The 20,937-nt window shown below is 71.9% G+C and carries 18 protein-coding genes; 6 read left to right on the top strand and 12 right to left on the bottom strand.

The features are described from left to right. Positions 1 to 17 precede the first annotated feature (17 nt). From ACWH95_RS09915 to ACWH95_RS09895, 5 genes are all read right to left on the bottom strand, one after another. Entirely contained in the window at positions 18 to 515 is a 498-nt protein-coding gene (locus ACWH95_RS09915) for a methylated-DNA--[protein]-cysteine S-methyltransferase (RefSeq protein WP_136031014.1), read from the bottom strand. Next, positions 512 to 2,026 (bottom strand): DNA-3-methyladenine glycosylase 2 family protein, encoded by a 1,515-nt coding sequence (locus tag ACWH95_RS09910; RefSeq protein ID WP_378803479.1) that lies wholly within the window; start codon positions 2,024 to 2,026, stop codon positions 512 to 514. The genes ACWH95_RS09915 and ACWH95_RS09910 overlap by 4 nt, the downstream gene beginning before the upstream one ends. Positions 2,027 to 2,151: 125 nt before the next feature. Beyond that, positions 2,152 to 3,759 (bottom strand): bifunctional phosphoribosylaminoimidazolecarboxamide formyltransferase/IMP cyclohydrolase, encoded by a 1,608-nt coding sequence (purH, locus tag ACWH95_RS09905; RefSeq protein WP_136031019.1) that lies wholly within the window; start codon positions 3,757 to 3,759, stop codon positions 2,152 to 2,154. A 42-nt stretch (positions 3,760 to 3,801) separates the two neighbouring features. Beyond that, complete coding sequence (purN, locus tag ACWH95_RS09900; protein WP_136031021.1) at positions 3,802 to 4,380, bottom strand: phosphoribosylglycinamide formyltransferase; 579 nt, start codon at positions 4,378 to 4,380, stop codon at positions 3,802 to 3,804. A gap of 61 nt (positions 4,381 to 4,441) precedes the next feature. Beyond that, the gene (locus tag ACWH95_RS09895) at positions 4,442 to 5,821 is read right to left on the bottom strand and encodes a cell division protein PerM (protein ID WP_454120593.1); all 1,380 of its coding nucleotides are present in this window, start codon (positions 5,819 to 5,821) and stop codon (positions 4,442 to 4,444) included. 90 nt (positions 5,822 to 5,911) lie between these two features. Between ACWH95_RS09895 and ACWH95_RS09890 the strand changes: the two genes are divergently transcribed. Further along, on the top strand, positions 5,912 to 7,387 hold the full coding sequence (locus tag ACWH95_RS09890) for an NCS2 family permease (RefSeq protein ID WP_136044566.1): 1,476 nt from the start codon (positions 5,912 to 5,914) through the stop codon (positions 7,385 to 7,387). 61 nt (positions 7,388 to 7,448) lie between these two features. Here the strand turns inward: ACWH95_RS09890 and ACWH95_RS09885 are convergent, their stop codons facing one another. Further along, positions 7,449 to 7,850, bottom strand: coding sequence for a VOC family protein (locus tag ACWH95_RS09885; RefSeq protein WP_136031025.1), 402 nt, complete (start codon positions 7,848 to 7,850; stop codon positions 7,449 to 7,451). A 75-nt stretch (positions 7,851 to 7,925) separates the two neighbouring features. On the opposite strand from ACWH95_RS09885, the gene ACWH95_RS09880 reads away from it, so the two are divergent. Continuing rightward, positions 7,926 to 8,504 (top strand): TetR/AcrR family transcriptional regulator, encoded by a 579-nt coding sequence (locus ACWH95_RS09880; protein ID WP_454120592.1) that lies wholly within the window; start codon positions 7,926 to 7,928, stop codon positions 8,502 to 8,504. A 127-nt stretch (positions 8,505 to 8,631) separates the two neighbouring features. Here the strand turns inward: ACWH95_RS09880 and sucD are convergent, their stop codons facing one another. Further along, positions 8,632 to 9,534 (bottom strand): succinate--CoA ligase subunit alpha, encoded by a 903-nt coding sequence (gene sucD / locus ACWH95_RS09875; protein ID WP_136036215.1) that lies wholly within the window; start codon positions 9,532 to 9,534, stop codon positions 8,632 to 8,634. Positions 9,535 to 9,552: 18 nt separating this feature from the next. Next, the gene (gene sucC, locus ACWH95_RS09870) at positions 9,553 to 10,719 is read right to left on the bottom strand and encodes an ADP-forming succinate--CoA ligase subunit beta (RefSeq protein WP_136031181.1); all 1,167 of its coding nucleotides are present in this window, start codon (positions 10,717 to 10,719) and stop codon (positions 9,553 to 9,555) included. Between the two features lie 157 nt (positions 10,720 to 10,876). On the opposite strand from sucC, the gene ACWH95_RS09865 reads away from it, so the two are divergent. Further along, the gene (locus tag ACWH95_RS09865; protein WP_136031183.1) at positions 10,877 to 11,539 is read left to right on the top strand and encodes a TetR/AcrR family transcriptional regulator; all 663 of its coding nucleotides are present in this window, start codon (positions 10,877 to 10,879) and stop codon (positions 11,537 to 11,539) included. Positions 11,540 to 11,612: 73 nt separating this feature from the next. Then, entirely contained in the window at positions 11,613 to 12,848 is a 1,236-nt protein-coding gene (locus ACWH95_RS09860) for an acyl-CoA dehydrogenase family protein (RefSeq protein WP_136031185.1), read from the top strand. Positions 12,849 to 12,878: 30 nt separating this feature from the next. On the opposite strand, the gene ACWH95_RS09855 is transcribed toward ACWH95_RS09860, so the two are convergent. Continuing rightward, positions 12,879 to 13,364: a hypothetical protein gene (locus ACWH95_RS09855; RefSeq protein ID WP_136031186.1), complete on the bottom strand. Its 486-nt coding sequence runs from the start codon at positions 13,362 to 13,364 to the stop codon at positions 12,879 to 12,881. Between the two features lie 64 nt (positions 13,365 to 13,428). Here ACWH95_RS09855 and ACWH95_RS09850 point away from each other — a divergent pair, with 64 nt between their 5' ends. After that, positions 13,429 to 14,883 (top strand): phytoene desaturase family protein, encoded by a 1,455-nt coding sequence (locus ACWH95_RS09850; RefSeq protein WP_247638466.1) that lies wholly within the window; start codon positions 13,429 to 13,431, stop codon positions 14,881 to 14,883. 46 nt (positions 14,884 to 14,929) lie between these two features. Further along, complete coding sequence (locus ACWH95_RS09845; protein WP_378803475.1) at positions 14,930 to 15,973, top strand: ATP-dependent DNA ligase; 1,044 nt, start codon at positions 14,930 to 14,932, stop codon at positions 15,971 to 15,973. Positions 15,974 to 15,979: 6 nt separating this feature from the next. Here the strand turns inward: ACWH95_RS09845 and ligD are convergent, their stop codons facing one another. The 3 genes from ligD to ACWH95_RS09830 all read right to left on the bottom strand — a co-directional run bounded on the left by ligD (position 15,980) and on the right by ACWH95_RS09830 (position 20,906). Continuing rightward, on the bottom strand, positions 15,980 to 17,050 hold the full coding sequence (gene ligD / locus ACWH95_RS09840; protein WP_378803474.1) for a non-homologous end-joining DNA ligase: 1,071 nt from the start codon (positions 17,048 to 17,050) through the stop codon (positions 15,980 to 15,982). Positions 17,051 to 17,114: 64 nt separating this feature from the next. Beyond that, positions 17,115 to 18,392: an SseB family protein gene (locus ACWH95_RS09835; protein ID WP_378803473.1), complete on the bottom strand. Its 1,278-nt coding sequence runs from the start codon at positions 18,390 to 18,392 to the stop codon at positions 17,115 to 17,117. A 45-nt stretch (positions 18,393 to 18,437) separates the two neighbouring features. Continuing rightward, on the bottom strand, positions 18,438 to 20,906 hold the full coding sequence (locus tag ACWH95_RS09830; RefSeq protein ID WP_136033538.1) for an ATP-dependent helicase: 2,469 nt from the start codon (positions 20,904 to 20,906) through the stop codon (positions 18,438 to 18,440). Positions 20,907 to 20,937 lie beyond the last annotated feature (31 nt).

The raw sequence follows: 20,937 nt of genomic DNA, 5'->3' as shown, positions 1-20,937 counted from the left end.
GCGGGGCTTCGGACGGCTCAGCGCGCGGCGCTCTCACGGGCCAGGAGGCTCTGCTTCACGGCGAGACCCCACGCGAAGCCGCCCAGCGAGCCGTCGGTGCGCAGCACCCGATGGCACGGGACGAACAGGGCCGGGGCGTTGCGGGCGCAGATCGACGCCGCCGCGCGCACCGCGTTCGGATTGCCGAGGCGCGCGGCGAAGCCCGTGTAGGTGAGCGGCCGACCCGGCTCGATGCCGCGCAGCGCATCCCACCCCGCGCGCTGGAGGGCGGTTCCGGTCTGCTTCACCGCGACGGCGTCGATCGCCGACACGTCACCGGCGTAATAGGCCAGGGCGGCAGCCGCCGCGTCGGTCTCGGCGTCGCGCAGCTCCTCCGGACGGGCGGCGGCGGAGAGGCGACCGAGGATCGCCTCCACGTCGTCGGTCCACCCGGAGGCGAGGACGCGCTGCTCGGCGTCGGCCAGGATCGTGAACGGGCCGTCCGGGGTGTCGATGGTCTGGATCAGGGCGGTCATGGCGTCTCCTTCGTCTGGGTCTCGTCGTCGGTCGCGGCCGCGCGGGCGGCAGGCGACCGCGGCCCCGCGGGGCGCTGGGGTGCCGCACGCCACAGGTGCGCGCTGAGGTAGCTCCGCCAGGGGGCCGTGCGCTCGGCCCAGGCGACCAGGGGCTTCGGCTCGCCGGGGAGCCCCACCGCCGCCGCGCCCGCGCGCAGCGCGACATCGCCGGGGAGCAGGATGTCGGGGTCGCCGAGCACACGCATCCGCACGTAGTCCGCCGTCCAGGGTCCGATCCCCGGCATGGCCAGCAGGGCCGCGCGCTGCTCCGCGCCGTCATCGCCCACGGTCAGCGTGAGGCTGCCGTCGGCGAGGGCCGCGGCGGCCCCCGTGACCGCGCGGATCCGGGCCGCGGGGCCCCGCAGCACCTCGGCCCCGTGCTCCGCGATCGCGGTCATGGTGGGGAACAGCAGCCCCTCGGGTGTCCTCTCCCCCAGCGCCTCGGTGAGTGCGGTGAGCGCGGTGCGGGCGGCGACGACGGTGATCTGCTGCCCGATCATCGCCCGGATCAGCATCTCGTGCGGATCCGCGGCACCGGGCACCCGGATCCCCGGCGTGCGTGCGACCAGGGCCGCCAGCGACGGATGCGCGGCCAGGGCCTCGTCGATCGCGAGGGGGTCGGCGTCGAGGTCGAACAGGCGCCGCGCGGTCGACACCAGCGGCGCCAGGTCGCTCAGGCGTGCGACGCGAGCCCGCAGCCGCAGCCGCTCGCCGTCCTGCCGCACCTCGAACCACGCGGGGCCGCCCGGCATGCGCAGGTGGCGCGCGAACGCGTCGGACCGCGCCTCCTCGACCCCCGCGACCGCCCTGGCCGCCATCCACGCGAACACCCCGGCCGCGTCGAACGGGCCGCGGTACGGCAGGGCCAGGTCGATCGCCCCCGGCACGTCGGACGCCGGAGTGCGTCGCCGCGCCCGCAGCTCGCCCGGCGTGAGGCCGAACACCTCGCGGATCGTGTCGTTGCACTGGCGGATGCTCTGGAACCCCGCGGCGAACGCCACATCCGCCACCGGCATGTCCGTGCCCACGAGCAGCATGCGGGCCGTGTGCGCGCGGTGCGCCCTGGCGAGCGCGAGCGGGCCGGCGCCGAGCTCGGTCGTCAGCAGCCGCGTGAGGTGCCGGCTGGAGTAACCCAGGCGGGCGGCGAGGCCCGGCACGCCTTCGCGCTCCACGACCCCGGTCGCGATCAGCCGCATGGCGCGCGCCGCCGTGTCTCCGCGCACGTCCCACGCGGGCGACCCCGGTGCGGCCTCGGGCAGGCAGCGCTTGCAGGCGCGGTAGCCGGCCTCGTGCGCGGCCGCACTCGTGGGATAGAACGTGACGTTCTGCGGCTTCGGGGTGCGGGCAGGGCAGCTCGGCCGGCAGTAGATCCCGGTCGAGCGGACCGCGGTCACGAACTGCCCGTCGAAGCGGGTGTCGCGCGCACTGATGGCGCGGTACCGCTCGTCGAAGTCGATCACGGGGAGGCTCATGTCCTCCACTCTGCCACCGACCACCGACCACGGCTGGCGGAAATCGGACACGACAGTGAAGGCCCCGGAGACGACGGAACCCGCCCTCCCGAGGAGAGCGGGTTCCGGACGCGGATGCGCGGAGGTCAGTGGAAGAAGTGACGCTCCCCGGTGAAGAACATCGTCACGCCCGCCTTGCGCGCGGCGTCGACGACCTCCTCGTCGCGCACCGACCCACCCGGCTGCACGATCGCGGTGACCCCCGCGTCGATGAGCACCTGCGCACCGTCGGCGAACGGGAAGAAGGCATCGGAGGCGGCGACCGATCCGGCCGCCCTGTCGCCCGCTCGCTCGACCGCGAGGCGGCACGAGTCGACGCGGTTGACCTGACCCATGCCGACGCCGACCGTGGCGTTGTCCTTCGCCAGCACGATCGCGTTCGACTTCACGGCGCGGCAGGCCTTCCACGCGAAGATCAGATTCTCCATCTCCTCGTCGCTCGGACGCTCACCCGACACCAGCTCCCAGTCCTTCGCGACCGACACGATGTCGTCGGGGAAGCGGTCGGCGTCCTGCAGCAGCAGCCCGCCCGACACCAGCCGCACGTCCATGCGCTCCTGCTGCCAGTCTTCGGGCAGCTGCAGCAGACGCAGGTTCTTCTTGGCCTTGAACACCTCGAGCGCGGCGGGCTCGAACGACGGCGCGACGATGACCTCGGTGAAGATGTCCTTCAGGTTCTCGGCCATCTTCAGCGTGACGGTGCCGTTCGCGGCGATGACCCCGCCGTACGCCGAGACCGGGTCGCACTCGTGTGCGCGCAGGTGGGCGCTGGCGATCGGGTCGAGCGCGTTCGGCGCGGTCGTGGCGATCCCGCACGGGTTCGCGTGCTTGATGATCGCGACGGCGGGCTTGATCATGTCGTACGCGGCGCGCAGCGCGGCATCCGCGTCGACGTAGTTGTTGTACGACATCTCCTTGCCCTGCAGCTGCGTGGCCTGGGCGATGCCGTGACCGCCGGCGCGGGTGTAGATGGCCCCGCGCTGGTGCGAGTTCTCGCCGTAGCGGAGGGTCGCGAGGCGCTCGGCCTGGATCGTGAGGTGGGCGGGGAGATCGCCGGGCTCGGTGAGCGTACCCTCGGCGAACCACTGCGCCACGGCCGTGTCGTAGGCGGCGGTGTGGGCGAAGGCGCGCGCGGCGAGCTCACGGCGCTGGCCGAGCGTGGTGCCGCCGTCGGCGACGGCCGACACGATCGCCGGGTAGGACTCGGGCGAGACCACGATCGCGACGTTGGCGTGGTTCTTCGCCGCAGCGCGGACCATGGCGGGCCCGCCGATGTCGATCTGCTCCACGACGTCGTCGCCCACGGCGCCGGAGGCCACGGTCTCCACGAACGGGTACAGGTTCACCACCACCAGCTCGAACGGGGCGATGTCGAGCTCCGCGAGCTGGCGCTCGTGATCCTCGAGGCGCAGGTCGGCGAGCAGGCCGCCGTGCACCTTGGGGTGCAGCGTCTTCACGCGGCCGTCGAGCATCTCGGCCACGCCCGTGACCGCGGCCACGTCGGTGACCTCGAAGCCGGCGTCGCGGATGGTCGAGGCGGTCGAGCCGGTCGACACGATCTCGACCCCGGCGTCGGCGAGGGCCGCGGCGAGCACGAGCAGATCGGTCTTGTCGCTGACCGAGACGAGGGCGCGCCGGATCGGCACGGTGTCGCGATCGCGGTAGAGCGTGGGGTCGTGGCGGGGGCCGGCCATGATGGGCTCCTTCGTGCGGGGGCGTGCGGGGGTTCGGGGGGTTCAGGTCAGGACGAGATCGCCGGTCGCGATGCGACGGACGACGTCGATGAGCAGGCGGCGCTCGACGGGCTTGATGCGCTCGTGCAGGGTGTGCTCGGTGTCGTCGGCGCGGATCGGGACGCGCTCCTGCGCCAGGATCGGCCCGGTGTCCACGCCGTCGTCGACCACGATCACGCTCGCCCCGGTCTCGCGCACCCCGGCCGCGAGGGCGTCGCGCACGCCGTGTGCGCCGGGGAACTCCGGGAGGTACGCGGGGTGCGTGTTGATGATCCGCGGGGCGTACGCGGCGACCAGCGACGCGGGCAGCAGACGCATGAGGCCGCTGAGGACCACCAGGTCGGGGTTCCACACCGCCAGCTGCCTGCCGAGCTCCTCGCCCCAGGCCTCGCGGCTCTCGTGCTCGTGCCACGGGACGGTGAAGCTGGGGATGCCGAACTCCTCGGCGTGCGCCAGCCCCTCTGCTTCGCGATCCGCGCCGACGACGACCACCCTGGCCGGGAAATCGGGGTGACGAGCGGCCTCGAGGAGGGCGCGAAGGTTCGAGCCGGCGCCCGAGATGAGAACGGCGACCGTGAGCACGCGCCCAGTCTACCGGCGCATGCGGACCGCCCTGCGCGGGCGGCTGCGCGGGCGGCGAGGATCAGCCGCGCCGGTCGCGGTCGTCGCCGTCGGGCAGCGGCGGGACGCGCAGGTCGCCGAGTGGCGCGGTGTCGTCGGGCAGGGACGGCCACGCGGTCGGCTCGGCGGGAAGCGGACCGCCGTCGCGCTCGGCCTCGGTCATCTCGGCGAGCCAGCGGTCGGTGCGCTCCTCCGCGAGTTCCTCACGGTTGCGCGGTGCGAGCAGCAGGATCGCCGCGCCCACCAGCACCTCGGCGCCGAGCGCGAGGGCGAAGGGAAGCACGGCGGGACCGACGACGCCCAGGCGCCCCGGCCCCATCGACCCGTTCGCGAGCTCGGCCGCGAGCCCCGCGACTCCCGCCGTCACCGCGGCGATGCCCACCGCGATGACGGCGCGCTGCAGCAGCCCGAGCGGTGTGCCCTCCCAGACGAGCCGGGAGCGCACGGCCCAGCCCGCGAACGCGCCGGCCGCGACGGGGACGAGCACCACGATCAGCATCCACATTGAGGTGTTCTCCGGCAGCAGCCCGAACACGGGGATGCCGGGGACCACGCCGAGCTGGGTGCCGGCGGGCGACACCGCGGTGCCGGCGCCGACCGCGAAGCCGGGACCGGCGAGCCACGCCGCCGCCCACACGATCAGGGTGGGCAGATACGCCAGCTGCGCGAGCGTGAGCACGGTGGCGCCGAGCGCGTCGACGCGCGCACCCTGGAACAGCGCGACCACGTCACCACCGCGGGTCAGCACCGACAGGGCCACGGCGAGCGCCGCCGCTCCGGTCACGCCGACCAGGGCGAAGGCCGCACCCCGGACGATCGCCGCGGGCACGGGAGCCCAGTCCTCCCGCGCGTCGAGGCGGTCGTGCAGGCGGTCGAGGAGGCCGCCGTCGCCGTCGTCCCAGGCCACCCGGACGGCGCCGCAGACGGCGCCCACCAGATAGACGGCGGCGGGCAGCAGGATCGCGAGCGGCAGCGGCGTGCGCACCGCATCGAGCCGTGCCGTCAGCGCGACCAGTGTGGAGATCGCGGCGAACACGGCGGAGCCGGACAGGGCACCCAGCAGCCACGCCCCCGCGTGGGCGGCGCGCGCTCCGGAGCGCGCGACGAACAGGAGCGTGAAGAACAGCAGCAGCAGGGGCGTGATCGACACCGCGAACGATGCGGCCTGCGCGGGGATGCCCAGCGTGACGAGGAGCTCGTCCGGGATCGTGACCTCGAGCGGGACGCCGTGCCCGAACTCCCAGAGCGTGCCCGTGAGGGGCCAGAGCGCACCCCAGTCGGCCGTGACGCCGAACGCGACCGTCCACAACAGCGTCAGCGGCGCCAGGAGCACGGCCAGTCCGACCGCGGCCGCGATGGCGGCGTCGAAGGCGGCGAGGAGCGCGACGAGGAGGCGTTGCATAGCGATTCGAGACTACGACGAGTTGCCGTGCGGCTCCTCGGGGCGCGCGCGGGGCGGGCGACACGGTAGCGTTTCTCCGGAGGTTACCCGATGACAACTGCCCCGCCCGCCCCGGCGACCGCCGAGCCCACCGGCGCCCTGGACCGCTTCTTCGAGATCAGCAAGCGCGGATCGACGATCGGCACCGAGATCCGAGGGGGCCTGGTGACGTTCGTCACGATGGCCTACATCGTGATCCTCAACCCGATCATCCTGTCCGGCAAACCCGACGTCGCCGGAAACATGCTGGACTTCAACGCGGTCGGTGCCGCGACCGCCCTGACCGCCGGCGTCATGACGATCCTGTTCGGGCTCGTCACGCGTCTGCCGTTCGGCTTCGCCGCCGGACTCGGCATCAACGCGTTCGTCGCGTTCTCCGTGGTCGGCCAGGTGACCTGGCCCGAGGCCATGGCGCTGGTGATGATCAACGGCGTCGTGATCGTGCTGCTCGCCGCCACCGGACTGCGCAAGGCGATCTTCGACGCGGTGCCGTTCCAGCTCAAGATCGCGATCACGGTCGGCATCGGCCTGTTCATCGCGTTCATCGGCTTCGTCAACTCCGGCTTCGTCACCGCGACCGGTGCCTCCTCGCCGCCCGTCGGGCTCGGGGTCAACGGCTCCGTCGCGACCGTGCCGAGCCTGCTGTTCGTGATCACGCTGCTGCTGACGGGCATCCTCGTCGCGCTGCGCATCAAGGGCGGCATGCTGATCGGCCTGATCGGCGGCACCGTGCTCGCCGTGATCGTCGAGGCCGTCTGGCACATCGGCGCCCGCGGCTTCGACGACGAGGGCAACGTGGTCAACCCGGGCGGCTGGGGTCTGACGGTTCCCGCGCTGAACGGCTCCCCCGTGGGCGTGCCCGACCTGAGCCTGATCGGCGCGGTGGACTTCTCGTTCGACCTCGGCAAGGTCAGCCTCGTCGCGCTCGTGATGATCGTCTTCACCCTGCTCTTCACGAACTTCTTCGACGCGATGGGCACCATGACGGGTCTCGCGAAGGAGGCGAACCTGGCCGACGACAACGGCGACTTCCCGCGCATCAAATCGGCGCTGGTGGTCGAGGGCGTCGGTGCGATCGCGGGTGGCGCGACCTCGTCGTCGTCGAGCACGGTGTTCATCGAGTCGGGCGCGGGGATCGGCGAGGGTGCCCGCACGGGCCTGGCCAACGTCGTGACCGGCGTGGTGTTCCTGATCGCGATGTTCCTGACCCCGCTCACCTCGATCGTCCCGACCGAGATCGCCGCGGCGGCCCTGATCATCGTCGGTGCCATGATGATGGCGCAGATCCGGCACATCGACTTCGGCGACTTCCGCGTGCTGCTGCCGGTGTTCCTCACGGTCTCCGTGATGCCGCTGACGTACTCGATCGCGAACGGCATCGGCGCGGGCTTCGTGAGCTGGGTGCTCATCCACGCGTTCTCCGGCCGAGCGAAGACCATCAGCCCGCTGCTGTGGGTGGTCGGTGCCGGCTTCCTGATCTTCTTCGCACGCGGACCCATCGAGGCGCTGTTCGGCGTCGGGATCTGACGAGCGGATCCACGGAGGGGCGGGTGCTGCGGCACCCGCCCCTCCGTGGTTTCCCTGGGCCTCAGGCGTAGGCGGCGGCGAACTCGGCGGACGGCTCGATCGGCTCGATCACGTCGATCAGCACCCCGCCGGGAGCCTCGACGATGAAGTGCCGCTGACCGAAGTCCTCATCGCGCAGGGCCAGCCGTTCGGTCAGTCCGCGCTCCCCCACCAGCCGGGCGTGCTCGGCGGCGGCATCTGGCACCTCGACGTTCAGCAGCAGTCCGGTGACCGGTGCGCGGAAGCCCTCCGGGATGGTCTCGTGCGTGCGGTCGAGGATCGCGAGCTCTCCCCCGTCGAAGCGCAGGCTCACGTACCAGTCGGCCTCGAACGTCGTGTCGAATCCGAGCTCCTCGCGGTAGAACCGCGCTGCCGCGGACACGTCGTCCACCATCAGCACCGGGTAGAAGCTGGTGATCTCCATCGTCACTCCTTTACATACTGCGTGTTTGTATTCGTCCGGCTAGAATACATACAACACGTACGTAAAGGAACCCGCATGCCCCGCGCCTCCGCCGCCGACGCCGCCGCCACGGCCCGCCGCATCCTCGACACCGCCACCGCGCACTTCGCCGCACACGGATACGCGGCGGCTTCGGTCGACGACATCGCCCGGGCCGCGGGCGTGACGCGCGGCGCCGTGTACCACCACTACGACTCGAAGCCCGGACTGTTCGCGGCCGTCGCCGCCGCCGCGCAGGAGCGGGTCGCCGCCGCCATCGCGACCGCCACGCGCGACACCCCCGGCCCCGCCGCGCTCCGCGACGGCAGTCACGCCTTCCTCGACGCCATCACCGCGGGAACCGCCGCGCGCGTGCTGCTCGTCGACGGCCCCGCCGTGCTCGGCTGGGAGCAGTGGCGTCGGCTCGACGCCGAGGGGCCGGAGCAGGAGCTGCGTGCGGGACTGCGCGAGGCCGGGGTCCCGTCCGCACAGGTCGACGCCCTCACCGCCGCGCTGTCCGGCGCCATGAACGAGCTCGCCCTGTGGCTGGCCGCCCGCCCCGACGACACCGCCGCGCGACGGCAGGCACACCGCGCACTCGACCGCCTGCTCGACGCCGCGACGTCGGCGCACTGAGCCCGGACGCGACGAGGGCCTGGGCACGACGATGCCTCGGACATGACGATGCCCCGGACATGACGATGCCCCGGACACGACGAAGGCCCCGGGGTGGAGCCCGGGGCCTTCGCTACCAGTGTACGCCTTACAGCGCCTCGATGATCTCGCGCATCAGCGCGGCGGTCTCGGACGGCGTCTTGCCGACCTTCACGCCCGCGGCCTCGAGGGCCTCCTTCTTCGCCTGCGCGGTACCGGCAGAGCCGGAGACGATCGCACCGGCGTGACCCATGGTCTTGCCCTCGGGAGCCGTGAAGCCCGCAACGTAACCGACGACCGGCTTCGTGACGTTCGCCTTGATGTACTCCGCCGCGCGCTCCTCGGCGTCGCCGCCGATCTCGCCGATCATCACGATCGCCTTGGTCTCGGGGTCGGCCTCGAACGCGGCCAGCGCGTCGATGTGCGTGGTGCCGATGACCGGGTCGCCGCCGATGCCGATGGCGGTGGAGAAGCCCAGGTCGCGCAGTTCGAACATCATCTGGTAGGTCAGGGTGCCCGACTTCGACACGAGACCGATCGGGCCCTTGCCGGTGATGTTCGCGGGCGTGATGCCGACGAGCGCCTCACCGGGCGTGATGATGCCCGGGCAGTTCGGGCCGATGATGCGGGTCTTGTTGCCCTTGCTCTGCGCGTAGGCCCAGGCCTCGGCCGAGTCGCCCACGGGAACGCCCTCGGTGATGACGACGAGCAGCGGGATCTCGGCGTCGATGGCCTCGATCATCGCGTCCTTCGTGAAGGCGCCGGGGACGAAGGCGATCGACACGTCGGCGCCGGTCTCCTTCATGGCCTCGGCGACCGAGCCGAAGACGGGGAGCTCGACGGCGTTGCCGTCCTTGTCCGTGTGCGAGACCGTGGTGCCGGCCTTGCGCGCGTTCACGCCACCGACGACCTGGGTGCCGGCCTTGAGCATGAGCGCGGTGTGCTTGGTGCCCTCGCCGCCGGTGATGCCCTGGACGATGACCTTGGAGTCCTTGTTGAGGTAGATCGACATTCTTCTCGTCCTTCAGTCTCAGGCGTTGGCGAGCTCGGCGGCCTTGTCGGCGCCCTCGTCCATGGTTGCGGCCAGGGTCACGAGCGGGTGCGCGTACTCCGCGAGGATCGCGCGGCCCTCCTCGACGCGGTTGCCGTCGAGACGGACGACGAGCGGCTTCGAGGCCGTGTCGCCGAGGGTCTCCAGTGCCCCCTTGATGCCGTTGGCCACGGCGTCGCACGCCGTGATGCCACCGAACACGTTGACGAACACGCTCTTGACCTGCGGGTCGCCGAGGATGACGTCGAGGCCCGCCGCCATGACCTCGGCCGAGGCGCCGCCGCCGATGTCGAGGAAGTTGGCCGGCTTGACGCCGTTGTGGTTCTCACCCGCGTAGGCCACGACGTCGAGCGTGGACATGACCAGACCCGCGCCGTTGCCGATGATGCCGACCTCGCCGTCGAGCTTGACGTAGTTCAGGCCGCTCTGCTTGGCCTTGGCCTCGAGCGGGTCGGCGGCGTCCTTGTCCTCGAGCGCCTCGTGCTCGGGGTGGCGGATCTCCGACGCGTTGTCGTCGAGCGTGACCTTGCCGTCGAGGGCGATGATGTCGCCCTCCTCGGTGCGGACGAGCGGGTTGACCTCGACCAGTGTCGCGTCCTCGCCCTTGTAGACGTCGTAGAGCTTCACGAACACGTCGGCGACCTTCTCGACGAGGTCCTCCGGGAAGTTCGCGGCGCGGGCGATCTCGACCGCCTTGTCCTTGTCGATGCCCGTGAGCGGGTTGACCTCGACACGGGCGAGGGCCTCGGGGCGCTCGACCGCGAGCTCCTCGATCTCCATGCCGCCCTCGACCGAGCAGAGGCTCAGGTAGGAGCGGTTCGCGCGGTCCAACAGCACGGAGAAGTAGAACTCCTCGGCGATGCGAGCGCCCTGCGCGACCATGACGCGCTTGACGACGTGGCCCTTGATGTCGAGGCCGAGGATCGCCTTCGCGGCCTCGTACGCCTCATCGGGGGTCTTGGCGACCTTGACACCGCCGGCCTTGCCGCGGCCACCGGTCTTGACCTGGGCCTTGACGACCACCACACCGCCGATCTTCTCGGCGGCCGCCTTCACCTCCTCGGGGGTGTCGGCGACGATGCCGGCGAGGACCGGCACTCCGTACTTCTCGAAAACGTCTCGTGCCTGGTACTCGTACAGATCCACTGTGGTTCCTTCACTGGGCTGCTGTTGGTCTGGTGATTCTCTCGATGTCGAGACATCGACCAGTCCCCCAGCCTACTACCTCGGCCTGACCGCTCCGGAGCGCGAGGCGGGCGGCGATGACCGCGGCGGCCGGTCGACGAGGACCTAGGATTTCGTCATGCGAGACTTCCCCGAATCGCGCGACGCCGTCGTCGCCGCCGCCCTCGAGCTCTTCCGGACCCAGGGCTTCGACCAGACCTCCGTCGAGCAGATCGCGAAGGCCGCGGGGGTGTCCCGCTCGACCTTCTTCCGACAGTTCGGCGGCAAGGAGGATGTGGTCTTCGCCGACCACGAGGTCCTGCTGGATCAGCTCAGGGAGTTCCTCGCCGAGGGGCACGACGACCCGTGGGCGGCGGTATGCGCGGCGTCGGAATCGGTGTTCGCGCACTTCTCCAGCGACCCGGAGATGGCACGTCGCCGCTACCAGATCGTGCGCCAGGTGCCGGTGCTGCGCGAGCGGGAGATCATCACGGTGTTCCGCTACGAGCGACTGTTCGACGAGTACCTGCGCGGCGCCCTCCCCGGCGTCGATCCGCTCGACGCGGTCGGGTTCGCGGCGCTCGTCACCGCGGTGCACAATCACGTGCTGCGCCAGCTGCTGCGTGGCCGCAGGAAGGTGCCGCTGTCGACCCTGCAGTCGGCGCTCGCGGATGTGCGGCGCCGCTACGGCGTCGCGGACGGGTCCGCCGCGGATGCCCCGGACGACGTGGTGGTGGCGGTGTTCCCGCGGGCGATGCCCGTCGCCGAGGTCACACGGCGGCTGCGCTCCCGGCTCGACTGATACCGCGGCGAGCTCGGGGCTCGTGGGACCCAGTATCGAGGAGTACGATACTCAGGTCCACGAAGGAGCACCCATGAGCATCGAAGCCTCCCCGTTCCCCGGCGAGCGCGTCTCGTCGTACGACGTCACCGGCCGGCAGGACAGCGACTACTACGCCGTGTTCACCGACATCCCCGCGGCCGACCGCGAGGCCTGGGACCGCGCCAAGGCGTACGTCGACGAGGTCGCCCCGCAGATGGCCGAGGCCTGGGACCGCGCCGAGTACCCCCTCGACGCCGCCCGCCGCATGGGCGAGCTGGACCTCGTGGTCGACGGCATCGACCACCCGTCGCTCACGCGCCTCTCCCCCCTCGCCGCCGGGCTGGTCAACATGGAGATCTCCCGCGGCGACGGCTCCCTCGGCACGATCCTCGCGGTGCAGGGCGGCCTGGCCCTTCGCACCCTCGCGCTGTTCGGCTCCCCCGCCCAGCAGGAACGGTGGCTCACCGCGCTGGCGGACGGCTCCGTGCTCGGCTCGTTCGCACTGACCGAGCCCGACCACGGGTCCGACTCCGTCTCCCTGGAGACCACCGCGCGCCGCGACGGCGACTCCTGGGTGCTCCGCGGCACCAAGAAGTGGATCGGCAACGGCGCCTCGGGCGGCATCACGTTCGTCTGGGCCAGGGTCGACGACGAGTCGGCCGCGGAGCACGGCGCCGTGCGCTGCTTCCTCGTCGAGCAGGACACCCCGGGCTACACCGGCACCGTGATCCGCGGCAAGGCTTCGCTGCGCGCGATCCACCAGGCCCACATCCGCCTCGACGACGTGCGCGTGCCCCTCGACGCCGTGCTCCCGGGGACGACGAGCTTCAAGGATGCGTCGACCGTGCTGTACGCCACGCGCTCGGGTGTCGCGTGGTCGGCCCTCGGCCACGCGACCGCCTGCTACGAGGCCGCGCTGGCCTACGCGAAGGAGCGCGTGCAGTTCGGCAAGCCGCTCGCCAAGTTCCAGATGGTGCAGGAGCGGCTGACGCACATGCTGGAGGACCTCACGGCGATGCAGCTGTACTGCCGCCGGATGGCCGACCTGGAGCAGGCGGGGCAGCTGCGGCCGACCCAGGCCTCGCTCGCGAAGTTCCACAACACCCGCGCCGCCCGCCGCATCGCCGCGACCGCCCGCGACCTGCTCGGCGGCAACGGCATCCTGCTGGAGAACGGCGTGATGCAGCACCTCGCCGACATCGAGGCCATCCACACCTACGAGGGCACGGAGTCGGTGCAGGCGCTGCTGCTCGGCCGCGACATCACGGGGATGAGTGCCTTCGCCTGACGCCGGGCGCCCGCATCACACGGTCGCGGGTCAATCGCAGCCGCAGCCGCCCGCGGGCGTCTTCACCATGAAGCACACGTCGCACACGCCGTAGTCGCGCTCGACGGGCTTGGGCGCCGCGGGCGTGCGCGGGGCCGCGGGAGTGCGCGGCGCGGAGGAGCGCTTGGCCCGCACGGCGGTCGGCGGCGCGAACTCGCTCGGGTGCGTCACGTAGAAGTACGGTGCGCGCCCCTCGCTCGGCTGCAGGCGCAGGCGGGTCGAGCCCACCGTGACCACCTCGTCCTCCGTGAATCCGTTGGTGTAGGTGCGGCCGATGTGCAGCGCCGCGCCGTCGCCCCGGCGGATGGCCTCGATGTAGCGACCGCGGTCGATCAGGGAGGTCACCCCGATCTGGTCCACGATCTCGCCGATGAAGGCGTGGTTCACCGGATCGATGCGGTGGGCGCGGAGCGCCTCCGGCAGCGAGCGGTACGGACGGGAGGTGCCGGCGGGGGTCGGGCCCTGGACTTCATTCATCCCTTCCAGGATCGCACGGCGCAACCCCCTCGGCCGACCGTCTGCCGCATGCGAGACTGGCGCCATGCCCCTCGCGACGATCATCGGCTCCGGACCGAACGGCCTCTCGGCGGGCGTCGCGCTGGCCAGAGCCGGATACCGGGTACGCGTGCTCGAAGCGGCGGACACCGCGGGCGGTGGCCTGCGCACGACCGAGGGGACCACGCTCCCGGGGTTCCGGCATGACGTGTGCTCCGCCGTGCACCCCGCCGCCCTCGCCTCGCCGTTCTTCCGGGCCTTCGGCCTCGACGAGCGCGTCACGTGGATCCGGCCCGACATCTCCTTCGCCCACCCGCTCGACGACGGGCGAGCGGCCATCGCGTGGCGCGACCTGGAACGCACAGCGGCCGACCTCGGGCCCGACCGCGACGCCTGGCTGCGACGACTGCGGCCGCTCACCACACACATCGACGGCGTGACCGACTTCACCGGCAACCAGCTCCTGCGCATCCCGCGCGACCCCGTCACCGCGGCGCGCTACGCGGTGCGGATGCTGGATCAGGGCACTCCCCTCGCCCGCGCCGCCTTCCGCACCGACGAGGCCGCCGCCCTGATGGCGGGGGTCGTGGCGCACGCGAACTCGCCGCAGCCGACGCTCGCGGGCGCGGCGGCGGGGCTGCTGCTGGCCGCGCTCGCGCACGCCGGAGGGTGGCCGTACCCGCGCGGGGGATCCCAGACCATCGCGGACGCCCTGATCGCCGATCTCGAGGCGCACGGCGGCACCGTCGAGACCGGGGTGCACGTCGGCGACCTCGCCAGCCTCGACGGGGGCGACCCCGCGCGCGGCGACGTGCTGCTGCTGAATACCTCGCCGCGGCTCGCCCTCACGCACCCCGACATCCCCGCCCGCTACGCCAGGGCCGTGCGTGCCTACCGCTACGGTGCGGCCGCCGCCAAGGTCGACTTCGCCCTGGACGGCCCCGTGCCGTGGGCCAACCCGCACGTGCGGAACGCCCCGACCGTGCACGTGGCCGGAGACCGCGACGAGGTGTGGAACAGCGAGAACGCGGTGGCGATCGGGCGCGTGAGCGACCGGCCCTACGTGCTCGCGGTGCAGCCCTCGGTGTTCGACCCGACGCGGGCTCCGGAGGGCAAGGCCGTGCTGTGGGCTTACATCCACGTCCCCGGCGGCAGCGACCTCGACCCCACCGAGCTCATCACGGCACAGGTCGAGCGGTTCGCTCCGGGGTTCCGCGACCGCATCCTCGCCCACCACGCGGTGCCGGCGTCCTCCCGCGAGGCCCTCAACCCGGCCGAGATCGGCGGCGACATCTCCGGGGGCGTGTTCGACATGCGGCAGGCGCTGCGGCGTCCCGTGCTCTCCCCCGCGCCCTGGCGCACCCCGATGCCCGGCGTGTACCTCGCCTCGGCCTCGACCCCGCCCGGCCCCGCGGTCAACGGCATGGCCGGCTGGCACGCGGCGCACACCGTGCTGCGCGACGCGGGCACGCCGGCGGAGCTGGGCGACCTGTTCGGCTGACCGCAACCCCTTCCTCCCCGCGATGCCCGCGGTCCAGGATGGGTGCATGCGCTACGAGATCCCCGCCCCCATGCTCGCCAAGGCGACCGCCACGGTGCCCGACCCCGTGAAGCATCCCGGCGGACTGCTCTTCGAGCCGAAGTGGGACGGCTTCCGCGGGCTGATCGCCTGGGACGGCGAGACCGTCGAGATCGGATCCCGCGGCGCGAAGCCCCTCACGCGCTACTTCCCCGAGCTCGTCGACGTGATCCCGGAGCTGCTCCCCGGCCCGTGCCTGCTCGACGGGGAGATCGTGGTGGCGACCGGGCCGCAGGGAGCGCAGCGGCTGGACTGGGAAGCCCTCAGCCAGCGCATCCACCCGGCCGCCTCGCGCGTCGCGAAGCTCGCCGCGGAGATCCCTGCCATGTTCGTGGCCTTCGACCTGCTCGCGTACGGCGAAGACGACCTGCAGACGCAGAGCTTCGAGACGAGGCGCGCCCGGCTGGAGAGCGTGATGGAGGCGGTCGAGCATCCCCTGCACCTCACCCGCACCACGCGCGACCGCGACGCCGCCGTCCGCTGGCTCGAGGAGTTCGAGGGTGCCGGGCTCGACGGCGTCGTGGCGAAGCCGCTCGACCAGCCCTACGCGCCGGGCAAGCGGACCCTGCTCAAGATCAAGCATGCCCGCACCGCCGACGTGGTCGCGCTCGGCTACCGCATCCACAAGTCCGGCTCCGGGGTGGGCTCGCTGCTGGTCGGGCTGTACGACGCCGACGGGACACTGCGCCAGGTCGGCGGTGTCGCGGCCTGGAGCGACGCGCGGCGCCAGCAGCTGGTGGAGGAGCTCGCGCCGCTCGTGGAGCGCGACGCCTCCGGAGCGGCCGTGACGGGCGAGGGTGAGCGTTCGCGGTTCAGCGGGTCGAAGGACGTGTCGTTCGTGCGCCTCCGCCCCGAGCGCGTGCTGGAGGTGCGGTACGACCAGCTGGAGGGTGCGCGCTTCCGCCACACGGTGCAGTTCGAGCGGTGGCGACCCGACCGGGACGCGCGCTCCTGCACGTACGACCAGCTCGACACGGTCGCGGGTTACGACCTCGCCGACGTGCTCAGCTGAGCCGGGTCAGTCCTCGACGGGGTTGCCGTTCTCGTCCCAGTTCGCGGCGTTCTTCTTGCTGGGCTGCACGCGCGGCGGCTCGCCGGGCATCTTGGGGAACTCGGGCGGGAACGGCAGCTCGCCCAGCCCCGCCGCCAGGTCTCGCTCCCACCACTCCAGGAGGGTGTCGATGCGTCCCGGCGTCGCCTGCATGTCGGCCCACGGGTCGCCGATGTCGTCGAGTCGCTGCGGGATGCTGCGCACCGTGAACGAGCGCGGATCGACGTCGTCGAGCTCGTCCCAGTGCACCGGCGTCGAGACGGTCGCTCCCGGGAGCGCACGGGGGCTGTAGGCGCCGGCCATGGTGCGGTCACGGTTGGCCTGGTTGAAGTCCACGAACAGCCGCTCGCCGCGCTCCTCCTTCCACCAGTTCGTCGTGACCCGGTCGGGCATGCGTCGTTCCAGCTCGCGCCCTGCCGCGATCACCGCGTGCCGCACGTCGAGGAACTCGTGCGTCGGCTCGATCGGCGCGAACACGTGCAGGCCGCGGTTGCCGCTCGTCTTCGCGAACGCCTCCAGACCGGCCTCGTGCAGCACCTCCCGCAGCGCGTGGGCCGCGGGCACGGCCTCGGCGAAGCCGGTGCCGGGCTGGGGGTCGAGGTCGATGCGCAGCTCCACCGGGTTGTCGGAGTTCTCCGCCAGCGACGCCCACGGGTGGAACACGATCGTGTTCATCTGCACCGCCCACACGATCGCGCTGGGCCGGGTGAGCACGATCTGCGGGTGTCGGCGGCCGCTGTTGTACGTCACGGTCACGGCATCGACGAAGTCGGGGGTGCCCTTGGGCGGGTTCTTCGAGAAGAAGCCCTCCGCCCTCGGCTCCCCGCTCGCGCCGACGCCGTCGCGGAACCGTTCGAGGGACACGGGGCGATGGCCGTTGGCCGACAGGAACGGCTGCGCGACCTGCTGCACGTACTCCGCCAGCTCGGCCTTGGTGATGCCGAGGTCGGGCCACACCACCCGGTTCGGGCTGGAGAGGGAGACCTCGCGCTCCCCGTCGGGGTCGGAGACGGTCAGGGTCACGCGTTCGGAGGCCATGATCCGACCCTAGGGCGCACCTCCGACGGGCGGAACCCCCGGCGGCCGGGGGAACACGCTCGGCTCAGTCGTCGATCTGCACGGCGCGGACGAGGACCGGTGCGAGGGCGTCGCGCTCCACCACGATCGACGGACCGGCGGAGTCCACGATCACGCCCGCCATCTCGGCGTGACTCGTGAGCACCTTCGCCAGCTGCTCCGGCTCGAACGGCAGCGGCCGGTCGCCACGCCCCAGGGCGATGACCTCCAGCGGGTGCGAGAAGAGCTGCAGGAACCGGCGGCCGTCGGCGGTCTGGGCCTCGGCGATGCCGACCTGACCGGTTCCGGATCCGTCGTTCACGGCCACCCACATGCGCGTCGTCGCGAGGGCCTCCCCCACCTTCGCGGGGGTGTCCTGCGCGCGCGGACCGGCGATCAGGGACTTGACCGTCATCTCGGTGTCGGCCTGCTCCAGCGTCTTCTCCAGCAGCTCCGTGGGGAACACCACGCGGTGCGGCGCCGAGGCGTTGTCAATGATGAGTCCGGCGAACTCCCCCGCGACCACGTGCTGCATGACCGAGGTGGACGGCTGCGCGACCGCCGACGTCGCGGAGGGGTCACCCTCGAGCTGCACGGAGTCGCGCACCGCGGCCGCCGAGCTGAACGCGAGCATGAACTGACGATCGCCGTCGCGCACGACCGCGACCGCGAGCGGCTTGCCCTCGCTGATCTGCTCCCTGGCGTCGCCGTTCACGCGGATGAACAGGTGACTCTGCAGCGCCTGCCGCAGCACCCCGAGCAGTTGCTCGTTCGACGCTCCGGCCTCGATCTGGGCCAGGGCCTCGCGCAGCAGGACGTTGTCCTTCATGCCGGGGACGCTCTCCGTCTGCTCCGGCGGGAGGGCCGGGGCCAGCGGCAGCTTCCGCTCCTGCGGCGTCGCGGGCTGCCCGGTCGGGCGCGCGGCGGGGGCGGTCGCGGAGGGTGCGGAAGCGGGGGCGGTGGAGGCGGGGGCGGTGGCGGGAGAGGTGACGGTGGGGGCGCTGGGGTCCGGCTCGGCAGCGGGGGGCGCGACCTCGGGGCCGGCCTCGGCGCCGACGCCGCGGAACGCCTGCACGGAGATGCCCACGGTCGGCGTCGCGGCGGCCTCGGGCGCAGGATCCGTACCCTCGGTCGCCGGCGCTCCGGTCGCGGAGGCGGTTCCCTCGGGCGCGCTCGCCTCGGACGCGGTTCCCTCGGGCGCGGTCGTCTCGAGTGCGGTCGTCTCGAGTGCGGTCGTCTCAGGAGACTCGACCGGGGTGGACTCGACCTCGGGGGAAGCGACAGCGTCGTCGCCGGACTTCTTGCGGCGGGAGAAGAGGGCCATATGAGCCAGCCTAACCGTCTGCGTGTTCCGGCCCCGCGCGCGGCGCTACAGCTTCTCGATCGGCGCGACCTTGATGAGCAGCTTCTTCTGCCCCGCCGTGTCGAACCGCACGTGGGCGATCCGCTTCGCCCCCTCGCCCGTGACCGCGTCCACGCGGCCCTCGCCGAAGTCGACGTGCCGGATGCGGTCGCCCGCCGCGAGCTCCAGGTCGCCGTTGTCGCGCATCTTGGCGGTCACCCGGTTGGGGATCTTGTCCATCGCGGTCGACAGGGGCTTGAGCGACTCCCGCGGCAGCGGCTTGACGCCGAACCGGTCGCCGGAGCCCGAACCGCCGAAGCCGCCCGAGCGCCGCGCGTTGAGGGCCCTCGACTGCATGCCGCCGCGCGAGTTCACGTCGCCGGGCGACTGCCGCCAATCGATCAGCGCCGCGGGGATCTCCTGCAGGAACCGGCTCGGCATCGCCACCGACACCTCGCCGAACTGAGCCCGCGTCATCGCGAGCGACAGGTGCAGGCGCTTGCGGGCGCGGGTGATGCCGACGTAGAACAGTCGACGCTCCTCCTGCGGCCCCCCGGGCTCCCCCGCCGAGATGCGGTGCGGGATGAGGTCTTCCTCCACACCCGTCACGAACACCGCGTCGTACTCCAGGCCCTTGGCGGTGTGCATCGTCATGAGCGACACCGACCCCGACTCGTCGTCGAGGTCGTCGGCGTCGGACACCAGGGCGACCTCGGTGAGGAAGTCGGTGATCGTGCCCTCGGGGTTGTTGCGCGCGAAGTCGCGGGTCACGGCGACGAACTCGTCGAGGTTCTCCACGCGCGCCTCGTCCTGCGGGTCGCGGCTGGCGCGCAGCGCGTCGAGGTAGCCGCTCTTGGACAGCAGCAGGCTCAGACCGTCGGCGACCGACGTGGGCGGCGGCACCTCGCCCGTGGCGGGCAGCATGATCGCGGTCGCCTCCGCGAGCACGGCGTCGAGCTGCGCGATCGCGGCCTGGATCTTGGGCCCGACACCGAGCTGACCGGGCATCGACAGCGCCTCCCGGAACGTGATGCCGTGCTCGTCGGCGAACCGGGCGATCGCGGTCTCGGTCACATCGCCGATGCCGCGCCGCGGCTTGTTGAGGATGCGGCGCACCGCCATCTCATCGGCCGGGTTCGCGACGGCGACCAGGTAGGCCAGCGCGTCCTTGATCTCGGCGCGCTCGTAGAACTTGGTGCCGCCCATGATCTTGTAGGGCACGGCCGAGCGGATGAAGATCTCCTCCAGCGCGCGCGACTGCGAGTTCGTGCGATAGAACACGGCCATCTCGGAGTATGGCATGCCGGCGCGGTGCAGCGCCTCGACCTCGTCGGCGACGAACTGCGCCTCGTCGTGCTGCGAGTAGCCGGTGAACCCGATGATCTTGTCGCCGTCGCCCCGGTCGCTCCAGAGCTTCTTGTCCTTGCGGTCGAAGTTGTTGCCGATCACGGCGTTCGCCGCGGAGAGGATGTTCTGCGTAGAGCGGTAGTTCTGCTCCAGCAGCACGACCTTCGCGCCGGGGAAGTCGCGCTCGAACTCGCTGATGTTGCGGATGTCGGCACCGCGGAACGCGTAGATCGACTGGTCGGAGTCGCCGACCACCGTGAGCGATGCTCCCGGTTCGCCCGCGCCCGCGGAGGGCTCGGGGTCGGGCTCGAAGATCATCATGCCGTTCGAGGCATACGGATCGGGCGCCGATCCCACACCCGACACCGGACGCGTGAGCTCGTGGATGAGCGCGTACTGGGCGTGGTTGGTGTCCTGGTACTCGTCGACCAGGATGTGCCGGAACCGCCGCCGATACGTGTCCGCGACCTGCGGGAACGCCCGGAACAGGTACACGGTCTGCCCGATCAGGTCGTCGAAGTCGAACGCGTTCGCGCGCTGCAGCTGCCGCTGGTAGTCGGCGAACACCTCGACGAACACGCGCTCCGCCGGATCGGTCATGTTCGCCTGGCGCGCGTAGGACTCGGCGTCGGACAGCTCGTTCTTGAGCTTGGAGATGCGCCCCTGCACCGAGGCGGGGGTGAGGCCGTACGCGTCGGCCTCGTGCTCCTTCACCAGGCGCTTGATGAGCGCGCGCGAGTCGCCGGAGTCGTAGATCGTGAAGTTCTTCGTGAAGCCGAACTGCTGCGCCTCGCGGCGGAGGATGCGCACGCAGGCCGAGTGGAAGGTGGAGATCCACATGCCCCGCGCGGCGTCGCCGATGATGCCCTCGACACGCTCGCGCATCTCGCCGGCGGCCTTGTTCGTGAAGGTGATGGCGAGGATCTGGCTCGGCCATGCCTCGCGGTTGCGGAGCAGCGAGGCGATGCGGCGCGTGAGCACGCTGGTCTTGCCCGACCCCGCCCCCGCGACGATCAGGAGTGCGGGGCCGCGGTAGGTGACGGCCTCGAGCTGCTGCGGGTTCAGGCCGGCGAGGAGGTCGTCCTGTGCGGGGGCGCCGGAGGACTGGGGGCCGACGGATCCGGGGACGATGAGAGGGGCTTCGGTCATGACCTTACGAGTCTAGGCGGCGGCACCGACA

This window comes from Microbacterium sp. NPDC055502, assembly GCF_053643635.1.
The sequence above is the reverse complement of the archived record's forward strand: the minus strand, read 5'-3'. Positions and strand labels throughout refer to the sequence as shown.